Source organism: Pseudomonas sp. C5pp (assembly GCF_000814065.1).
GTDB classification, from domain to species: domain Bacteria; phylum Pseudomonadota; class Gammaproteobacteria; order Pseudomonadales; family Pseudomonadaceae; genus Aquipseudomonas; species Aquipseudomonas asiatica.
The window spans coordinates 114,972-132,703 of sequence record NZ_JWLN01000005.1; the positions used below are offsets into that span (position 1 = coordinate 114,972).

The window sequence follows — 17,732 nt, forward strand, 5'->3', positions numbered from 1 at the left end:
ACTCCGGGCCTGGATGCATCGGCCACGGGGTAGCCTGGGGTTTATCGTGGCAATCTTCGCACTGCTCGTCGTGGTCGCTGCCTACCGGTCGTTGAACCCGAACTGGCGCCTGCCGATGCAACATCCACTTATGCTGCTGGCCTTGCTCGCCCTGTGCGTGGCGTTGGGGTGGGTGGTGCAGCGGGGCGTGAAACGCACGGTAGGCAAGACCATATTCAACGGCCAGGCCACGGGCTGGCAGGCTCGGCTTGCCTTCCTGCGCTCGGTCACCCAGGAGTCGAACGTGCTCTTGGGCATGTTGCTGTTCCTGGCGTTGCTCGCTGGCGGCACGGTTTGGCTGGCGGGGCGCTCGGTGGACCGAATCGTGGAGAATTGCACAGACAGCCTGCAGGCCCGGGTGAACACCCCTGAGGATGAAAAGCTCACGGCATTGGTCGGCAAGCCGGTGTGTACCTGCCTGGCGCAAACGTTTCTGGACCGTAATGGGGTGATACGCCTGGCCTTGTTCGAAACGCCGATGCGGGAAGTGAGCACATACAAGGCGTTGACGGCAGACGATGAACAGCGCTGCCTCGAGCAGTTCGACCTGCTGCCTGAAGAGGCCCGGGCGACGCTGCCTAGAATGGCGGTAGTGCTTGCCAGTAGCTGAAACGACAGGCGCCCGTCGCGGCGCGGGAGGTTTCCATGTCGCATGATCTTGCTCGTCGCACCCTGTACCCCGACCGTGCTGAAGCCGGTCGCTGCCTGGTGGCGTCGTTGAGCCGATATACCGGACGGGCTGATGTGATCGTGCTCGCCTTGCCACGAGGCGGTGTGCCGGTGGCTTACGAGGTCGCTACCGCCCTCAAGGTTCGCCTGGACCTGCTGGTAGTGCGCAAGCTTGGAGTACCATCGCACCCTGAATATGCCATGGGTGCGATCGCCGGGGGCGGGGTGAAGATTCTCAACGACGATGCACTGCGGGCTTACCCGGTCGATCGCACCTTGCTGGAAAGCGTGGTTGCCAGGGAAACCCAGGAACTGATACGTCGTGAGCGCGCCTATCGAGGTACCCGACCACCGCTTCAGCTCAAGGACCAGACCGTAATCCTGGTTGATGATGGCCTGGCAACCGGGGCCTCGATGATGGCGGCCATTCAGGCGACACGAGCGTTGTCCCCTTTGCGTATCGTGGTCGCGGTGCCAGTCGCGCCACCAGAAACGCTGGAGGCCATGTGGGGCGAAGTGGACGAGGTGGTCTGCCCGCTGGTGCCTGAGCGGATGGTTTCGGTCGGCTACTGGTACCAGGACTTTCCCCAGACGTCGGACGAAGAAGTCATCGCGCTGATGGACAAGGCCGGGCTCGCGGAGTCCTCCAGGGCGCGTGCCGGGGAGGCTGAAGATGACCATGCTCGCTAGGCGCGGCCCCCAAGCCTCTTCTCTTGAGGCTTGCAGGCCGGATATTCAGACACCGAACGGATAGGTTTCGTCTTCCGGTTCGAGGTGCTGTTGTTTCGGTAGTGGCAGGGCGTTGACCGGCTGGGTCTGTTCGATCCAGAGCATGGCATCGAATTGCTCGGCCAGCACTGCTTCGAAGTAATGGCTCAGCCGTTCGCTTTCCGGTCGGTAGATGACGCCGATCGCGCGCTCGAGCAGTGGCATGGACAAGATGCGACGCAACTCCTTGCGCTGTGGGTCTCGCCAGTCGGTCAAAGAAGCCGGTACGCCTGCCAGGCGGAACTGGTGCTCCCAGCTGTCCGACCGCGAAGGGCGGACGTCCCTGATCAGCATGTCGCCATCCCAGTCACTGGCGGCGGCCACTTGACCGCGGTCAGTGGTCATGCCGATCAGCACAGCCTCCTGGCCAAAGGCTTTACGGCACAGTTGGCCGATGTTGAACTGGCCTTTCCAACCCATTTCCGTGGCATCTGCGTTGCCGATGTGGGAATTGTGTGCCCAGACCACGGCTTTGGCGTGTGGCCCGCGATGTTCCAGCAGTGCGCGCAGGGTATCGAACATATGCCGGTCGCGCAGATTCCAGGAGGCGGTCGAGCCTCGATAGATCGCGCGGTAATATTGCTCCGCAGCGATGATCACCCGTGCGTTCTGGGTGGCATTGAAGAACGCTTCGTCATTGCGGATCAGGCCCGACAGCTGTTCGGCCAGCATCACATTCAGTTGTTCTACCACAGGCTGCTCGCACGGCATGACGCCACCGCGCTCGACGAAGTGGCCGTACAGGGCCGGGTCATCCTGCCAGGGCGTCAGGCAACCATAACGGTGGCGCGCTTCGCGGGCCAGGTGCGGATCTGCCCGGTCCAGAAAGGCCAGCACTTCATGAATGGAGTTGCGTAGGCTGTAGACGTCCAGGCCTCTGAACTCCACGCGGCGCTCGACGGCCAGCAGGCGATTGTGTCCATGCAGCCAGTGGGCGAATGCCTTGACCTCGCTGTTGCGCCACATCCAGGTTGGGAAACGGCTGAAAATATGGCGCTTCCATGCCGAATGGGCCAAGCCCCGCACGTACTGGTCGACGTGCCCGGCATCCGGCCAGTCGGCTTCGACGGCCACGATGTTGAAGCCGTGCTGTTCGATCAACCGGCGGGTAATTGCCGCGCGGGCGCGATAGAACTCGCTGGTGCCATGGCTTGCCTCGCCCAGCATCACCACACGGGCGTCGGCGTAGCGGTCGAACAGCGCAGCGAAAGCGGGGGAGTCCAGGTCAGGCAAGGGTTCGGCGAATTGATGCAGCAGGGGGGCGATCTCAGCGCTGTCGACCTGGTATTGCTTGCCGTAGAGCTTTTCCATCAGTTTCCGCGAATTACCGTTCATGGATACCCTCCTCGTGCGGATAGGGCCGGAGGTCGTGGGGCTTGCAGCGGGCGGGGCAGCACGGTGGCTGCCCCAGGCGCTGGCGCAGCGGCGCTTCAGGTCAGGTTGAGGCGATGGATGACCTGGGCCGGATCATCCGGATCGGTGCTGGTGGTGAATCCTGCCGCCTTGGCCAGGTCGCGCATCGCCAGGTTGGCGGCTGAGTCGATCGAGTACATCTGCCGCAGGCCCTTTGCCCGGGCATGATCGGTCAGGTGCTTGAGCAGCAGGCGGCCCAGGCCATGGTGCTGCCAGCTGTCGAGTACTGTCACGGCGCATTCGCATTCATCCTTGCCGGCAATGGCGGCATAACGCGATATGCCCACCTCCTGCAGCTCGCCGTCCACATGGGCGAGGGCGACATAAGCCGCTTGTCGGTCCTGGTCGACCGCCATCAACTGGTCGAGCATCGCCTCACCGGGCTCTTTGATCTGGCACAGGAAGCGAAAATGCCGCGACTGCGGTGACAGCCGTTCGATGAAGGCCCTCTCGCGCTCCCGGTCCTTGGCTTGCAGCGGCCTGATCAGTACATGGGTGCCATTGTCGAGGGCTTCGATCCAATGTTCGCCCGCAGGCTTGGGAAACGAGGGCGCGGTATGTTGACGGGAAGTATCAGCAGAAGCCATGGCAGTATCCTCGTGTGATTGAGATGGGGCGGTTGGGCGCTTGAATTTGCACTCCAGTTAATGCCATTGATGTTTTATTTCCAGCCATTGACTGTTTGAAAGCCATTTGTCTGCAGCTGGAAAGAATATGTTTTCCTCCGATTCCATGTGGTCGTAATATTTTTCGATATAGTCTTCGACAGTGTCAGCGATTACTTTCGTGTCTTTTGTCGTAGCCGCTAATGTCTTCAATTGCCCAGCAATGCGCGCAAATGCCTGGTGATCTCGCTCGATATCCAGGATCCGCGGGTGGATCGGCGCCTCCGTGGCCAGCAAGGCTCGCCGTATGCTTTCTTCATTCTCATGGTGGTGCCGCTCTGCATTGCTGTGCAAGGCCTCCAACATTTCGAACAAAAGCTTACAGTCATCAGTGGCATCGGGTTCATGCTTTAGCTTTTTCAGCAACTTCCTGATCTGGCTTATCTTATTGGCCATGTCATGATGATAGGCGTGAAGTTCGTTCAGTAAGGTATTCATGACACATCCTCTTCACGTTACCAGACAATGCAGATTTATAAGGCCCAGGGGCCTTCAGACAGGAACACGGGTTGAAGGCTATCTAAGTCGAGCATGAGGGCAGCGCACTGGCCTGACTTGATCTTGATCAAGCTTTAGTGGGGCACCACCATGACCCTTGGTCAGTTGCCTCAGAAACCTCGGGCGAAGCGGCTAGGGTTTATAGTGCCCGCAAGAAAAAGCGGAGACATCGTCATGTCAGGCCCTGAAGATATGGGTATAAAGCCCCAGGTAAAGTGCCTTGCGTGCTCTTTGAGCCGACTGTGCCTGCCCGCCAGCCTAAGCGTCGATGAAGTGGAAAAGCTGGAGCGTATCATTCGCCGTAACCGCCCTTTGAAGAAGGGCGAGTATCTGTTCAAGGCCGATGAGCCCATGGGGCATGTGTTTGCCCTGCGCTCAGGGGTCATCAAGAATTTTCTGATTGATTCCGAGGGCAACGAGCGGGTCACCGGCTTCGTTCTGCCGGGCGAAATCTTGGGGCTGGACGCTATCGGGGCAAGTCATTATCGGAGCTATGCGTTGGCGCTGGACGTTTCGCTGGTCTGCTCGATCCGGCTGGACCAGTTGGTTGATCTGTCGGGGCAGATACCCGGATTGCGCTATCAATTGTTGCACATGCTCAGCCTGGGTATTCAAGGCAAGGACGAACACCTGCGCTGCTGCCACGGGCGAGCCGAGCAGCGCCTTTCGCTTTTCCTGTTGGGCATGGCGGCGCGTTATCAAGAAAGAGGTTTGCGTGCAGACGTCCTTAATCTGCCCATGTCGCGAGGAGATATCGCAAACTACCTGGACCTTACCCTGGAAACTGTCTCTCGGCTGTTCAGCCGGTTCAATCAGGCTGGGCTCCTGCAATGCGTTGGCCGGGAAGTCCGACTCATCGATCAACAAGGCCTGCTCAAGCTCAGTCGGATGGAGGAGCCGAATTGAGGGCCTCGAGAATCCTGTCATAACGTTGCACAGGCCCATTCAGAGGAAATTGACAATTCCAGGATGGACGCGACACATGGTCTGCCCGCAACCAGATACGCTGTATCGGGACCCCTTTTTGCCAACAGATGCGCGCGGCATGCCTTGCCACCAAGGATGGCGCGCAGCAGTAGACAGTGTCCGGCTTGAAATTCTCCAGCTGTTCAGTCAGTTGACTCCAAACGCTTCTGCTGTTGCGCGGCACCGAGGTAAACGCTGAGATCCATGGCTTACATTCAGCGGGCAGGTGCTCCTGCTCAAAGCTTTCGTGCAACAGCCTCACCTCTACCCAAGGTAGCCAACAGCGAACCTCATCCAGTGTGCAAAGTAGCGCCAAAACCCCCTCACCGTGAGTGATAGCCAGCAGTCGCACACTCTGCAAGGGCACCGGCCATGCGCTGCCCAGAGGGCCTGAGTACTCGAGCAGATCTCCGATCTTCAATGCCAGGACGCTGCGGGTGGCGACCATGAACCGACCTGCTGCGCCAGGCATGCTGATGAAGTTGCAGGTCCAGCGCTGGGTTTGATTCGCCAGTTGGCAATACTGGCCTGGCATCGCCTCGCTGCGTTGCGGGTTGCACAGCATCAGGCGAAGGTACTGTATGCCGGGCCCCGGCAATGTTTCCAGCAAACGGACACACTCACTGTCATCCTGGTCCATATGCGCCTCGAACAGGTTTGGGCGGGCCACGTTCCATATAAGCTAAGCCCCTGCGATGGCAACACTTTGATCAGGATCAAACCGACAGAGGATGGTGGCCGCATCCTGATTGATAAAGGTCAAACGCGGGCTCGCCTGCCAGCGCAATATCGAGGCGTCTCCCAGGGAGGCATTACTCATTAGAGGAGGTCGCCATGTCCGAAACAGCGAAGAAAGTACCTGTCACTTCCGCAACCACCCAACCTGCCAAGGCTACGCCGCCAAGTACCGAGCCATCGGACCTGTGGCGCCCATTCCAGCAGTTGCGGCGTCAGATCGACAGCCTGTTCGACGATTTCGGTCGCCGGCCATTGCGCATGCCGTTCAGCCATACCCCGTTCGATGTCGAGCCATTCTGGCGCCGTGAACTGTTCACCCATGGCATGCCGGCGATGGATATCAGCGAACTGGCCGATGAGTTTCGCATCAGCGCCGAACTGCCTGGTGTGGATGACAAGGACATCGAGATCAAGCTGGTCAATGGCAACGTTGTGATCCGCGGCGAGAAGCAGGAAGAGGTTGACGAAAAACGCAAGGAGTACCACTTGTCAGAGCGGCACTACGGCAGCTTCGAGCGGGTTTTCCAGCTACCCCGTGAAGTAGATGCGGAAAAGATTAATGCACAGTTCGCCAAGGGCGTGCTGCTGGTGCATCTGCCCAAGCGTGCAGAAGCGATTCACCCTGAGAAAGTGATTCCTATCAAAAGCAGCAAGTGATTGACCTGACCGATTTCAGGAGCAGGGACGCTCCGTCTTCGCATTCCAAAAAGGTGAAACATCATGTCCATCGGCAAATACTGCAACCGGGATGTGGTCACTGCGCTCCCCAGCATTTCGATCTTCGCCGCAGCGCGGATGATGAGTCGGTACCACGTCGGTGACCTGGTGCTGGCCGAGCCTGTCGATCGAGACCGTTACCGGCCTATCGGCCTGATCACCGACCGTGACCTTGCGCTGAGGATCATCGCCTGCAACCCTCCTGACCAGGAAGACCTCCAGGCCATCGATGTCCTGCCACGCCCATTGATTACCGCAAACCAGAATGAAGACCTGTTCGATGTGATTCTGAACATGCGACGGGCCAACATCAGGCGGATCCCGGTGGTCGATGACTTTGGCCTGTTGGTTGGCATTGTCACTGCAGACGACCTGGTGGGGCTGTTGGCCGACCACCTGCACGAGCTGACCTTGCTGATCCGTCAGCAGAGCCGACGGGAAGAAGATATCCGCGCCGGGGATATCTGAACGCGTACACATACGCGTGCGCGCCATCGACAGAGAGGGCGATCATGAACGATTATCCAGGTACCGAGGAACTCGAATGGCTGGATGCCTACTGGCGGGCCGCGAACTACCTTACCGTTGGCCAGATCTATCTCCAAGGCAACCCCTTGCTGGCCACCCCGCTGAAGTTGGCCGACATCAAGCCTCGGTTGCTGGGGCACTGGGGCACATCGCCGGGGCTGAACCTGATCTACACCCATCTGAACCGGCTGATCCGCCATTACGATCTCAACATGCTCTTCGTCACCGGCCCTGGCCATGGCGGCCCGGCCATGGTTGCCCAGGCGTATCTGGATGGTACCTATACCGAGCTGAACCCTGCGATAGAACGCAATGCGCAGGGGATGGCACGGTTGTTTCGTCAGTTTTCATGGCCGTATGGCATTGGCAGCCATGTCGGCCCGCATGTCCCGGGTTCTCTGCACGAGGGTGGCGAGCTTGGCTATGCCCTGGTCCATGCCTATGGCGCTGCCCTGGATAACCCGCAGTTGATCGTGGCCTGCGTCATAGGCGACGGCGAAGCGGAAACCGGCGCGCTGGCCGCAAGTTGGCATTGCAACAAGTTCCTCAATGCCGCGCGCGACGGTGCGGTACTGCCGATCCTGCATCTGAACGGCTACAAGATCGCCAACCCGACGGTGCTGGCGCGGATCAGCGAGGACGAGCTGACCAGCCTGATGTATGGCTATGGCTATGACCCCTATTTTGTCGAGGGCGACGAACCGATGGAGGTTCATCGGGCGTTGGCCAGGACGCTTGATGTGATCTACGAGAAAATCTGCCAGATCCAGCGCCTTGCCCGGCACACCGAATCGGGCGTAGCCATCGACCGGCCGTTGTGGCCAATGCTGGTATTGCGCACCCCCAAAGGTTGGACGGGGCCGAAATTCGTCGATGGGCAGCGGGTAGAAGGGACCTGGCGCTCCCACCAACTGCCCCTGGGTGATCTTCGCAAGCCGCTGCACTTGCAGCAATTGCAGCAATGGCTGGAAAGCTACCGCCCTCATGAGCTGTTCGATGCCCAGGGCGCGTTGTTGCCGGAACTGGCCGCACTGGTCCCGACCGGACGGCGGCGCATGAGCGCAAACCCTCATGCCAATGGCGGGCTGCTGTTGCGGGCGCTCGACCTTCCGCGCTTCAGCGATTACAGCGTGAAGATGGACGCACCTGGACAGGTGCGTGCAGAGGCGACCCGGGTTCTTGGCAGTTACTTGCGCGATGTCATGAAGAATAGCCTGGTGTCCCGCGATTTCCGCCTGTTCGGGCCTGACGAGACGGCGTCCAACCGGCTGGACGCCGTGTTCGAGGCGACCAGCAAGGTCTGGTTGGATCCCCACGGCGTCGAAGATAACCACCTCGGGCCAGACGGCAGGGTAATGGAGATACTCAGCGAACATATATGCGAAGGTTGGCTGGAAGGTTACCTGTTGACCGGTCGGCACGGCCTGTTTTCCTGCTATGAAGCATTCATTCATATCGTCGATTCGATGATCAACCAGCATGCCAAATGGCTCAAGACCGCCGCCGAAGTGCCTTGGCGCAAGCCGATCGCCTCGCTGAACATCCTCCTGACTTCGCATGTCTGGCGCCAGGACCACAACGGCTTCTCGCACCAAGACCCAGGTTTCCTCGACCTTATGGCGAACAAGAAGGCCGACCTTGCGCGCATCTACCTGCCACCGGACGCCAACTGCCTGTTGTCCGTGGCTGACCATTGCTTGCGCAGCCGTGACTACATCAATGTGATCGTTGTCGGAAAACAGCTGGAATGGCAGTGGCTGGATGGGCAGGCGGCGAATCTGCATTGCCAGGCCGGCATCGGGCGTTGGGCATGGGCCAGCCATGATGATGACCTGCCGGAGGTGGTCCTCGCCTGCGCAGGCGATGTGCCGACGCTGGAAGTGCTGGCGGCCGTGACCCTGCTCCGTGATTACGTTGGCGATCTGCGGGTGAGGGTGGTGAACGTGGTTGACCTGATGGCACTGCAATCACCGCAACAGCATCCGCACGGGTTGCCCGACAGTGACTTCAACGCGCTGTTTACCGAAGAGCAGCCGGTGATCTTCGCCTTCCATGGTTATCCTGCCCTGATTCACCGCCTGATCTACAAGCGTGCCAATCCGCAGCGCTTCCATGTGCATGGTTTCCGTGAAGAAGGGGCCACCACCACGCCGTTCGACATGGCAGTCATCTACAACCTCGACCGCTACCAGCTGGTTCTCGATGTGTTCGAACGCGTGCCTCGCCTGCGAGCGCAGGTGGAGCAGGCGCGAACCCGCTACTGGTCGACCATGGAAAGGCACAAGCTGTACCTCATCGAGCATGGCGAAGACATGCCTGAGGTTGCGCAATGGCACTGGACGCCACACCCAGACGCCTGAACAGGCGCTATTTGGCTTTCCAGTATTTCTGCATTTCGAGGAACAGGAACGACGCGGTCCAGGTGATCAGCACCAGGCCTGTCAACGCTTGCAGGCCGGTGAGGTACTTCAGATGGCCGTTAGGCGCGATGTCGCCAAAGCCTATCGTGGTGTAGGTGGTGAAGGAAAAGTACACGCAATCCAGGAAGCTGCCGTCGAAGTTGCCACTGAGCGTGCCCCAGCCTTCGGCGTGAATCATCAGGTAATACACCAGGGCGAAACACCAGACCTCCAGCGCATGAGCCAGCAGCGCGCCGAATACGCCTGCGACGATCCGGAATCGGCTCCACAGTTTCAGCCGCGGTAGCCAGTCGTTCAGGCGCAGCAGGCATTCGTAGTGGATGATCACCACCAGGATCACCACCAGCATGTTGATCAATGTGACGGTGAGCATGGTCGGTACTCGGACTGGATTGGAGTGTCATTTGGCCGCATCGACCAGATTATAGGTGGCAGGGTCCTTGGCCACCGGCAGCAGCGCCGGGAATTCTTCCGGGGTGATGGTTTCCCTGGCCAACAACAGGCGTGCCCCAGTGTCCAGGTCGGCGCGTCGTTGCTCGAGCAAGGTCCGGGCACGGGCGTAAGCGTCTTCCAGCAGGCCTCGAATACCCAAGTCGATTTCGCGCGCGGTCTGCTCTGAGTAGTCCTTGCGCTCCTGGCGCAACAACGATTCGCCCAGGTAACTGGCCTGTTGGCGCTCCAGCACTGCCTGGCCCAGTTCCGTGCTCATGCCGAATCGGGTGATCAGCTGGCGGGCGATGTCGGTAGCGCGTCCCAGGTCGTCGGCAGCCCCGGTGGACACCTGGCCGAATACCAGGCTTTCGGCGGCTCGCCCGGCCATCAGCACGACGATCCGGTCGCGGAGCATCTGCGCGCTGATCAGGTAGCGGTCATCGGTCGGCCGTTGCAGGGTGAACCCCAGCGAGCCAGCGGCCCTGGGGATGATCGACACCTTGTGCACCGGGTCCATCGCCGGCAGGCTGCTTGCGGCCAGAGCGTGGCCCATCTCATGGTACGCCACGACCTGGCGTTCATCGTCGCGCAGTACGTTGCCCTTGCGCTCCACGCCTGCCACCAGGCGCTCGACGGCAGCGGTGAAGTCCTGCAGCTCGACCCATTGGCTGGCACGTCGGGTGGCGACGATGGCGGCCTCGTTCACCAGGTTGGCCAGGTCGGCGCCGGTCAGGCCGGGGGTGATGTCGGCGATGCGTTCGCAGTCCAGGTCGTTCTTGTAGACGATCTTGTGCAGGTGCACCTTGAGGATCGCCAGGCGACCCTTGCGGTCAGGCCGGTCGATCAGGATCTGCCGGTCGAACCGTCCGGCTCGCAGCAGCGCGGGGTCCAGTATCTCAGGGCGGTTGGTCGCCGCCAGCAGCACGACGCCTTCGCGCGGGTCGAAGCCATCCAGTTCGGCCAGCAGTTGATTGAGCGTCTGTTCCTTCTCGTCATTGCCGCCCAGGCTGCCGAGGCCACGCATCTTGCCCAGGGCGTCCAGTTCGTCGATGAAAATGATGCAGGGCGCGGCGCGTCGGGCCTGGTCGAACAGGTCGCGCACCCGCGCCGCGCCCACGCCGACGAACATCTCGACGAACTCGGACCCGGAGATCGAGAAAAAGGGTACCGCCGCTTCGCCGGCGATCGCCTTGGCCACCAGGGTCTTGCCGGTGCCCGGGGGGCCGACCAGCAATGTGCCCTTGGGCACATGCGCCCCCAGACGGGCATAGAACGCCTGGTTCTTGAGGAAGGACACCACTTCGGTGAGTTCGCCCTTGACGTCGTCTATGCCCGCCACATCGGCGAAGGTGACCTTGATGTCACGCTCGACGTAGACCCGGGCGCGCGACTTCCCCACACCCATCAGACCGCCCAGGCCTTGTTTATCGGTTACCCCACGAAACAGGAAGAACCACAGCGCCAGCATCATTATCAGCGGCATGAGCCAACCCACCATGGCAGCCAGGTTGCTGTCCTCGGCTACTCCGGTGAAGGTCACGCCCGTGCGGCCCAGTTGCTCGCTCAGTTGCGGGTCGATCCGCACCGTGGAGAACATCGAGCGGCCGGCGATGGGTTCCTGCAGCTTGCCCAGGATACGGTCGTGTTCGACCCGAAGGTCGCTGACCTTTTGCTGCTCCAGCAATTGCAGGAACTGGCTATAGGAGATGGTCTGCACGGCCGCACGGTCGAATAGGCCGAACTGAATGGCGGCCAGCACGGAAAGCCCGATCGCCAGCAAGTACAGCTTCCAGGGCTGATCTTTGTTCATGACCATATCTCGTGGTGGGCAGCCGGGTCAGGCGATCAACAAGTAGTCTTCGACCTTGCTCACGCCCGGCACCGCCCAGGCGGCGCGCTCGACCAACTCCCGTTCGCGAAGCAAATGCACCTTGCCTTCCAGCCTGACCACACCACCGTTGACGGTGACGCGAATGCCTTCGGCCTGAATCTCGGCGCTGCGCTTGAGTGCCTGTTCGATGTGATGGCGAATATCGCTGGCATCGGCCCGCGCCTTCAAAGTGATGCGGTTCTGCACGCTGATCACGCCCGACAGACGCCACACCGCCTGTTCGATCACTTCCTTCTGGTATTGCCAGTCCAGTTCGCCTTCCAAGGTCACCGTGCCTTTGTGAACGGTGACCTTGATGCCCTCGACATTGGCATCCGAGCTCCAGGCGATGATCTTCAGGGCACGGCTGGCAATGGTATCGTCGGCGGTGCCTTCGAGTTTGTTCAGCCGGACTTCGATTTCCTCGGCCAGCCCACGCACGCCTTTCATGGCTTTTACGGTGCGCTCGGCACTGATCTTCTGGGCATAACTGCTGACATGGCCTGACAGTGTGACCACACCGTCCTGCACGGTCACACCGATGCTGGCGGCATTGATGTCAGGTTGAAACGCCAACTCTTCGAGCACCAGGTCGCGCAAATCAAGGTCGTTCATGATGGTCTCCGCTATCCATTGGAAAGGTGGGCTGAGATGTTCTCAGCCCATGTTTTTACCCCCCAGCGGTATTACGTGATTGACAAAGGTCAAAACCGGCGCGCTATCGCACGCTGGGCGAGATTGATAAATGTCAGGCTGCGCTGAGTGGCGATGCCGATACTGAGGGTGTCTTGGGCATGCGCGAGGGCACCAACATGCAACGCTATCTGCTTGCCGGATTGTCCAGTCTGCTGCTGGCATCGGCTTCGGGCTGTACCCCTTGGCACGCTGAAGAATACGACGCGCGCCTGGAGTCGGCCGAGAACAACGCGGCTACCGCCCGTTTGCGGGCCGACCAGGTGTGCTACCGCATCGACCTGGTCGAGCAGACCGCCAACGAGGCACTGCGCAGAGCGACCCAGGCCCAGGAACAGGTCCAACAGTTGCTGCAGCAGGCCAAGCGCAAGTGACCGCCGTGTCACGTCGATGGCTGGACCCAAGCCTGTTGCTGGTCTGCGTCCTGGCCTTGCTGCTCGGAGGGCTGGCCTATGCGGCGCAACAGCCGACCTGGGCTGGGCTGATCTGGGCCGCCGGCAGCGCGATCATGGCAGCGGTGCTGGCGGTGGAAATGGCCCGGCGCCTGGCCAGGCGTGAGGCGGGCATTGACCTGATCGCGCTGATGTCGATTGGCGCGGCCCTGGCCCTTGAGCAGATGCTGGTAGGCGCCGTGGTTGCGCTGATGCTTGCCTCGGGCCGTACATTGGAAACTCTCAGCTTGCGTCACGCCGAGCGCGAGTTGCGGGCACTGATCGACCGGGCCCCTCAGCGGGCCTGGATTCAAGAGCAGGATGGTTTGCGTGAGGTACCGGTGGACGAAGTCCGCGCTGGGCAGAGTGTACTGGTGCGCCTGGGTGAGATCGTGCCGGTGGATGGGTGGTTGCAATCCGAGCAGGCGACCCTGGACGAAGCTGCGCTGACTGGCGAATCGTTACCGGTTACCCGCCATGCCGGTGAGCCGGTGGCCAGTGGGGTGACCAACTCCGGTGCGCCGCTGCTGTTGCTGGCCACGCATACCGCGGCGCAAAGCACTTACGCTGGCATCGTGAAGCTGGCCGAAGCGGCACGTCAGTCACGGGCACCTTTCATGCGCCTGGCCGACCGCTATGCGCTGGCGCTGATCCCGCTGACATTGCTCATCGCTGCGCTGGCGTGGTGGGCCAGTGGCGATGTGCAGCGAGTGCTTGCCGTGCTGGTGGTCGCCACGCCTTGCCCGCTGATACTGGCGGTGCCAATTGCCATCATCTCAGGTATTTCGAGGGCTGCACGGCGCAACATACTCGTGCGTGACGGCGAGGTGCTTGAAGCCCTGGCCGGCATCCGCCAGGTGTTCCTCGACAAGACCGGTACCTTGACCAGTGGTCATGCCCAGTTGCAGTCGATCGAACTGAAGGGGCAAGGCGCGCCGTTGCAGATGCTGCAGTTGGCCGCTTCGTTGGCCCAGTCATCGACCCATCCGATTGCCCAGGCCATCGTTCATGCTGCCCGCCTGCGCAACCTGACGCTGACCGCGCCCGAGCAGGTGCAGGAAAGCCCCGGCCAGGGGCTTGCCGGGATCGTTCAAGGCAAGGCTGTACGCTTGGGCGCCCTGGCCTATGTGCAGAACGAGAAGGACGATGGCCAGTGGGCACAGGCACGTTTGCAGCAACTGGACTACCTGGCCAACAGCGGCAGTTTCGTGGCGGTTGACGGTGAGTTGAAAGCGGTACTGCGGCTGGCCGATGACTTGCGCCGGGAAACCCCCCAGACACTGCGCCGCCTGCGGGCGCGCGGGATCGAAAAGGTCGTCATGCTCACCGGTGACCGCCCGGAAACGGCGGAAATGGTTGCGCTGGCGGCGGGTATCGATGAGCTTCGCTCGGGGCTCTCGCCAGTCGACAAGATTCGCCTGGTGCAGGACGGCTGCCGCATGGCGCCCTCGCTGATGGTCGGCGATGGCATCAACGATGCGCCAGCATTGGCGGCGGCCGATGTCGGGGTTGCCATGGGCGCTTCTGGCGTCACGGCCTCTGCCCAGGCGGCCGGTGTGGTGTTGCTGGTCGATCGTCTCGATCGATTGGTCGATGCCTTGGATATCGCCCGGTACGCCGTGTACATCGCCCGTCAGGGGGTATGGGTGGGCATGAGCCTGTCGTTGCTGGCCATGCTGGTTGCCGCCGCCGGCTACCTGCCCGCGCTGCTGGGGGCGGTGTTGCAGGAAGGTATCGACCTGTTGATCATCGTCAACGCCTTGCGTGCGCTGGGCCCCTTGACGGCCGGGCGACGCAACGGGCTTGCCGTCGAGGACCTGGATCGATTGCAGGATGAGCATCGGCAACTCGACGGGTTGCTGACGGAGCTGAGCCAGATGGCCTGCGATTTCGCCAAACGCCCCATCGAGCAGGCGCGGGACGACCTGGGCAAACTGGTCACCGGCCTGCATGACCTTCTGGAACGCCACGAGCGCGATGACGAGCGTCGTTTGTATCCGCTGCTGAGCCGCTTCATGCAGGGCGAAGATCCGCTCTCGGCGATGAGCCATACCCACCGGGAAATCTTCCGCCTCATCCATCTTCTCTCCTGCATGAGCCAGGATTTCAACCGGGCGGCAGCGAGCCCGAGCCCTGATGACATCCAGCACCAGCTGATACGCCTGGACACCTTGGCCAAGTTGCATTTCGACCAGGAAGAAGCCCTGTACCGGTACCTGGATCAACGCTGAGCGCGGCGTTCAGCGCCCTGTAGGATTGATAAAAATCAAGCACCCAACACGGTGCAGCGGGATGCTGGCAGCAGTTGTTCTCTGCCCTGGCCTGAACGGGAGGCAATACCATGCCCCACAGCAAAATCCTGTTTCGCTCCGCAGCGCGGGAGAAAATCCTCAGTGGTGCCACCCAGCTCGCCGATGCCGTGCGCGTTACGCTAGGGCCCAAATCGAAATCGGTACTGATGCAAAGCAGTTGGGGTAAACCGACTGTCTGCAACGATGGCGTGACCATCGCCAAACGCGTCTTTCTGCAGGACCCGGAGGAAAACCTCGGCGCACAGATGCTGCGCCAGGCGGCCGAGCGCACTGGTGAAGCGGTGGGTGATGGCACCAGTACCGCAACTGTGCTCGCTCACGCGATCCTGGCCGACGGCGTGCGCAACGTGGTGGCCGGAGCCAGTGCCATCGATCTCAAGCGAGGCCTGGACAAGGGCTTGGCGCTGGTCATCAAATCGTTGCTGGCGCAGTCACGACAGGTCTGCACTGCCAAGGAAAAAGCACAAGTGGCGACGTTGTCAGCGCACAACGATCCGTTGATTGGCCAGTTGGTCGCCGATGCCCTGGAAAAGGTTGGCGTGGAAGGTGTGGTCAGCATCGAGGAATCCAAGACCACCGAAACCAAGGTCGAGATCATGGATGGCATGCGCTTCGACCGAGGCTATGTGTCGCCTTACTTCGTCACCGACACCGAGAAGATGCAGGTCGAACTGACCGATGCCTGTGTCTTGCTATGCGATCACAAGATCGGCGCACTAAACGATCTGCTACCCCTGCTGGAACAGGTGGCGAAAAGCGGTCAGCCGCTGGTGGTTATTGCCGAGGACATCGACGGCGAGGCCCTGACCACGCTGGTAGTCAACCAGATCCGCGGCGTACTGCGCGCGGTGGCGGTGAAGGCTCCTGGGTATGGCGACCGGCGCAAGGAAATACTTCAGGACATCGCGGTGCTCACGGGGGCTACCCTGGTGTCGGCAGAGCTTGGCGTCACGCTCGATCAGTTGCAGCTGTCCCAGCTTGGCCAAGTGCACCGTGCGGTGGTGTTGAAGGACAGCACCGCGTTGATTGGAGGCAGTGGCACGCAGCAAGCGGTGGCTACCCGCGTTGCGCATATCCGCGCCCAGATCGAGGCCAGCACCAGCGATTATGATCGGGAAAAACTGCACGAACGCCTGGCCAGGCTTGCCGGCGGTGTGGCAGTGATACGTGTCGGGGCACCCTCCGAGGCGGAGATGAAAGCGCGCAAGGACGCATTGGACGATGCCCTGGCCGCCACCCGTGCAGCCATCGCCGAAGGCATCGTGCCTGGCGCCGGCCTGGCTTTGCTGAAGACTGTGTCGGTGTTGCTCGCTGAAGAGGCGAACAGCGAAGGCGATATGCGTACGGGCCTGCAGATACTGCGCCGTGCGCTGGAGGCCCCGGCGCGGATGATTGCCGATAATTCCGCGGTGGACGCGGGTGTGGTGGTGGCACGCATGCTTGCCGAAACGGGCAGTATCGGGTTCGACGCGGCGGCCAACACCTATGTCGACCTGTACGAGGCCGGCATCATCGACCCCACCAAAGTGGTGCGCATCGCCCTCGAGAATGCTGTTTCCGTCGCCAGCATCCTGCTGCTGACCGAGGCAACCATGACCGATATCCCGGAAAAACCAGCACCTTTGATGCAACCCCCAATCCCTGAGTGATCAGGCGAACCGATCATTGGAGGCTACCATGAGCCACTATCAACGCCTGTTGCTGATCCTGCGTCCGGCATTGTGCCAGTCCTGTGCCTTGGAGCAGGCTGCCGCCCTGGCCAGGTCAAGTTCGGCAAGCCTGCACATAGTGGGTTTGCTGGAGTCGCTGGACAAGCTCAGGTTCCTGGAGACAGGTGACCCTCGGAGCGAGCGGCAGGCTTACCTGCAATCCCAGCAAGACCAGCTCGAGGCCCAGGCCAAGGTGCTACGAGCCTCGGGTGTGCAAGTGACGACGGAAGTCGCCTGGAGCAGCGATCTGCAGGCGGATATTCTCGAACATGCCCTGGAGATGCAGCCGGATGTACTGCTCAAGCAGGTCGAGCACGAGCCGGTGCTCAAGCGGGCCTTCTTTACCCCGTTGGACTGGCAGTTGCTGCGCCATTGCCCGATCCCGGTCTACCTGTTGGGCGCCGCCAGACCGGCCTTGCCTCGCCAGATCGTCGCGGCGGTGGACGTGGCCGATCAATCGCCCGAGGGCCAGGCGCGCAATAACAGCATCGTCCAGCAGGCCAATGCGCTGGCCTTGCAGACCGGCGCGCAACTGGACCTGCTGTTCGCCTGTGACCTGACCATGGCCTACATGGGCGACATGGGATATGGCGCCTGGGCCATTGGCGACGTCGGCGAGTCCTTGCGCCATGCCCTGGAGGACGATTTCAAGGCGCTGGCCGACCGCTACGGTGCGCCGGCCGAACGCAGGCACTTCCTGCTGGGCCGCCCGGTCGCGGTGCTGAGTGAATATGTCGAGACCCACCCGGTGGACGTGATCGTCATGGGCAGGCCGCTTGCCCGTGGGCTGGACCGACTGTTCGGCAGCACCACGGAGCATGTGTTGTACCAGATACCCTCCAATATCCTGGCGGTGTAGGGCGA

At 61.2% G+C, this 17,732-nt stretch carries 17 protein-coding genes; 10 read left to right on the forward strand and 7 right to left on the reverse strand.

Going from position 1 to position 17,732, the window contains the following annotated elements:
* The first annotated feature begins 13 nt into the window (after nt 1-13).
* On the forward strand, nt 14-649 hold the full coding sequence (locus tag RR51_RS05870; protein WP_039612971.1) for a hypothetical protein: 636 nt from the start codon (nt 14-16) through the stop codon (nt 647-649).
* A gap of 35 nt (nt 650-684) precedes the next feature.
* Nucleotides 685-1,398: a phosphoribosyltransferase gene (locus tag RR51_RS05875; RefSeq protein ID WP_039612899.1), complete on the forward strand. Its 714-nt coding sequence runs from the start codon at nt 685-687 to the stop codon at nt 1,396-1,398.
* A gap of 45 nt (nt 1,399-1,443) precedes the next feature.
* Here the strand turns inward: RR51_RS05875 and RR51_RS05880 are convergent, their stop codons facing one another.
* The 3 genes from RR51_RS05880 to RR51_RS05890 all read right to left on the reverse strand — a co-directional run bounded on the left by RR51_RS05880 (nt 1,444) and on the right by RR51_RS05890 (nt 3,992).
* Nucleotides 1,444-2,811 carry an erythromycin esterase family protein gene (locus RR51_RS05880; protein ID WP_039612900.1) on the reverse strand — a complete coding sequence of 456 codons (1,368 nt, stop codon included), beginning with the start codon at nt 2,809-2,811 and terminating at the stop codon, nt 1,444-1,446.
* A gap of 95 nt (nt 2,812-2,906) precedes the next feature.
* Nucleotides 2,907-3,476 carry a GNAT family N-acetyltransferase gene (locus RR51_RS05885; protein ID WP_003256833.1) on the reverse strand — a complete coding sequence of 190 codons (570 nt, stop codon included), beginning with the start codon at nt 3,474-3,476 and terminating at the stop codon, nt 2,907-2,909.
* A gap of 57 nt (nt 3,477-3,533) precedes the next feature.
* The gene (locus tag RR51_RS05890) at nt 3,534-3,992 is read right to left on the reverse strand and encodes a hemerythrin domain-containing protein (RefSeq protein WP_039612901.1); all 459 of its coding nucleotides are present in this window, start codon (nt 3,990-3,992) and stop codon (nt 3,534-3,536) included.
* Between the two features lie 234 nt (nt 3,993-4,226).
* Here RR51_RS05890 and RR51_RS05895 point away from each other — a divergent pair, with 234 nt between their 5' ends.
* On the forward strand, nt 4,227-4,958 hold the full coding sequence (locus RR51_RS05895) for a helix-turn-helix domain-containing protein (RefSeq protein ID WP_038409431.1): 732 nt from the start codon (nt 4,227-4,229) through the stop codon (nt 4,956-4,958).
* On the opposite strand, the gene RR51_RS05900 is transcribed toward RR51_RS05895, so the two are convergent.
* Nucleotides 4,933-5,658, reverse strand: a complete 726-nt coding sequence (locus RR51_RS05900; protein WP_039612902.1) for a hypothetical protein — start codon at nt 5,656-5,658, stop codon at nt 4,933-4,935. The two genes, RR51_RS05895 and RR51_RS05900, sit on opposite strands and share 26 nt — an antisense overlap.
* Nucleotides 5,659-5,852: 194 nt before the next feature.
* On the opposite strand from RR51_RS05900, the gene RR51_RS05905 reads away from it, so the two are divergent.
* The 3 genes from RR51_RS05905 (at nt 5,853) to RR51_RS05915 (ending at nt 9,361) form a co-directional block, all read left to right on the forward strand.
* Nucleotides 5,853-6,413 (forward strand): Hsp20/alpha crystallin family protein, encoded by a 561-nt coding sequence (locus RR51_RS05905; RefSeq protein ID WP_039612903.1) that lies wholly within the window; start codon nt 5,853-5,855, stop codon nt 6,411-6,413.
* A 63-nt stretch (nt 6,414-6,476) separates the two neighbouring features.
* Nucleotides 6,477-6,941, forward strand: coding sequence for a CBS domain-containing protein (locus RR51_RS05910; protein ID WP_003256840.1), 465 nt, complete (start codon nt 6,477-6,479; stop codon nt 6,939-6,941).
* A 44-nt stretch (nt 6,942-6,985) separates the two neighbouring features.
* Nucleotides 6,986-9,361 (forward strand): phosphoketolase family protein, encoded by a 2,376-nt coding sequence (locus RR51_RS05915; RefSeq protein ID WP_039612904.1) that lies wholly within the window; start codon nt 6,986-6,988, stop codon nt 9,359-9,361.
* Between the two features lie 7 nt (nt 9,362-9,368).
* On the opposite strand, the gene RR51_RS05920 is transcribed toward RR51_RS05915, so the two are convergent.
* Genes RR51_RS05920 through RR51_RS05930 form a run of 3 tightly spaced genes read right to left on the reverse strand, consistent with a single transcriptional unit; the run spans nt 9,369 to nt 12,338 of the window.
* On the reverse strand, nt 9,369-9,794 hold the full coding sequence (locus tag RR51_RS05920; protein WP_003256841.1) for a potassium channel family protein: 426 nt from the start codon (nt 9,792-9,794) through the stop codon (nt 9,369-9,371).
* 27 nt (nt 9,795-9,821) lie between these two features.
* A complete protein-coding gene (ftsH, locus tag RR51_RS05925; protein ID WP_039612905.1) occupies nt 9,822-11,663 on the reverse strand; it encodes an ATP-dependent zinc metalloprotease FtsH in 1,842 nt (613 codons plus the stop codon).
* Nucleotides 11,664-11,690: 27 nt separating this feature from the next.
* A complete protein-coding gene (locus RR51_RS05930; RefSeq protein ID WP_003256842.1) occupies nt 11,691-12,338 on the reverse strand; it encodes a BON domain-containing protein in 648 nt (215 codons plus the stop codon).
* A gap of 197 nt (nt 12,339-12,535) precedes the next feature.
* On the opposite strand from RR51_RS05930, the gene RR51_RS05935 reads away from it, so the two are divergent.
* The 4 genes from RR51_RS05935 (at nt 12,536) to RR51_RS05950 (ending at nt 17,727) form a co-directional block, all read left to right on the forward strand.
* Nucleotides 12,536-12,790 (forward strand): hypothetical protein, encoded by a 255-nt coding sequence (locus RR51_RS05935; protein WP_024086880.1) that lies wholly within the window; start codon nt 12,536-12,538, stop codon nt 12,788-12,790.
* A 5-nt stretch (nt 12,791-12,795) separates the two neighbouring features.
* Nucleotides 12,796-15,078 carry a heavy metal translocating P-type ATPase gene (locus RR51_RS05940; protein WP_039612972.1) on the forward strand — a complete coding sequence of 761 codons (2,283 nt, stop codon included), beginning with the start codon at nt 12,796-12,798 and terminating at the stop codon, nt 15,076-15,078.
* 110 nt (nt 15,079-15,188) lie between these two features.
* Nucleotides 15,189-16,808, forward strand: coding sequence for a chaperonin GroEL (gene groL, locus RR51_RS05945; protein WP_023662711.1), 1,620 nt, complete (start codon nt 15,189-15,191; stop codon nt 16,806-16,808).
* Nucleotides 16,809-16,836: 28 nt separating this feature from the next.
* On the forward strand, nt 16,837-17,727 hold the full coding sequence (locus RR51_RS05950) for a universal stress protein (RefSeq protein WP_039612906.1): 891 nt from the start codon (nt 16,837-16,839) through the stop codon (nt 17,725-17,727).
* Nucleotides 17,728-17,732 lie beyond the last annotated feature (5 nt).

What these genes read in the sequence shown, in the direction of transcription:
- RR51_RS05905 (WP_039612903.1), top strand. Translation starts at nt 5,853, where the DNA reads ATGTCCGAAACAGCGAAGAAAGTACCTGTCACTTCCGCAACCACCCAA.
- RR51_RS05890 (WP_039612901.1), bottom strand. Translation starts at nt 3,992, where the DNA reads ATGAATACCTTACTGAACGAACTTCACGCCTATCATCATGACATGGCC.
- RR51_RS05885 (WP_003256833.1), bottom strand. Translation starts at nt 3,476, where the DNA reads ATGGCTTCTGCTGATACTTCCCGTCAACATACCGCGCCCTCGTTTCCC.
- groL (WP_023662711.1), top strand. Translation starts at nt 15,189, where the DNA reads ATGCCCCACAGCAAAATCCTGTTTCGCTCCGCAGCGCGGGAGAAAATC.
- RR51_RS05880 (WP_039612900.1), bottom strand. Translation starts at nt 2,811, where the DNA reads ATGAACGGTAATTCGCGGAAACTGATGGAAAAGCTCTACGGCAAGCAA.
- RR51_RS05895 (WP_038409431.1), top strand. Translation starts at nt 4,227, where the DNA reads ATGTCAGGCCCTGAAGATATGGGTATAAAGCCCCAGGTAAAGTGCCTT.
- RR51_RS05920 (WP_003256841.1), bottom strand. Translation starts at nt 9,794, where the DNA reads ATGCTCACCGTCACATTGATCAACATGCTGGTGGTGATCCTGGTGGTG.
- RR51_RS05875 (WP_039612899.1), top strand. Translation starts at nt 685, where the DNA reads ATGTCGCATGATCTTGCTCGTCGCACCCTGTACCCCGACCGTGCTGAA.
- ftsH (WP_039612905.1), bottom strand. Translation starts at nt 11,663, where the DNA reads ATGAACAAAGATCAGCCCTGGAAGCTGTACTTGCTGGCGATCGGGCTT.
- RR51_RS05915 (WP_039612904.1), top strand. Translation starts at nt 6,986, where the DNA reads ATGAACGATTATCCAGGTACCGAGGAACTCGAATGGCTGGATGCCTAC.
- RR51_RS05930 (WP_003256842.1), bottom strand. Translation starts at nt 12,338, where the DNA reads ATGAACGACCTTGATTTGCGCGACCTGGTGCTCGAAGAGTTGGCGTTT.
- RR51_RS05900 (WP_039612902.1), bottom strand. Translation starts at nt 5,658, where the DNA reads ATGGACCAGGATGACAGTGAGTGTGTCCGTTTGCTGGAAACATTGCCG.
- RR51_RS05935 (WP_024086880.1), top strand. Translation starts at nt 12,536, where the DNA reads ATGCAACGCTATCTGCTTGCCGGATTGTCCAGTCTGCTGCTGGCATCG.
- RR51_RS05870 (WP_039612971.1), top strand. Translation starts at nt 14, where the DNA reads ATGCATCGGCCACGGGGTAGCCTGGGGTTTATCGTGGCAATCTTCGCA.
- RR51_RS05950 (WP_039612906.1), top strand. Translation starts at nt 16,837, where the DNA reads ATGAGCCACTATCAACGCCTGTTGCTGATCCTGCGTCCGGCATTGTGC.
- RR51_RS05910 (WP_003256840.1), top strand. Translation starts at nt 6,477, where the DNA reads ATGTCCATCGGCAAATACTGCAACCGGGATGTGGTCACTGCGCTCCCC.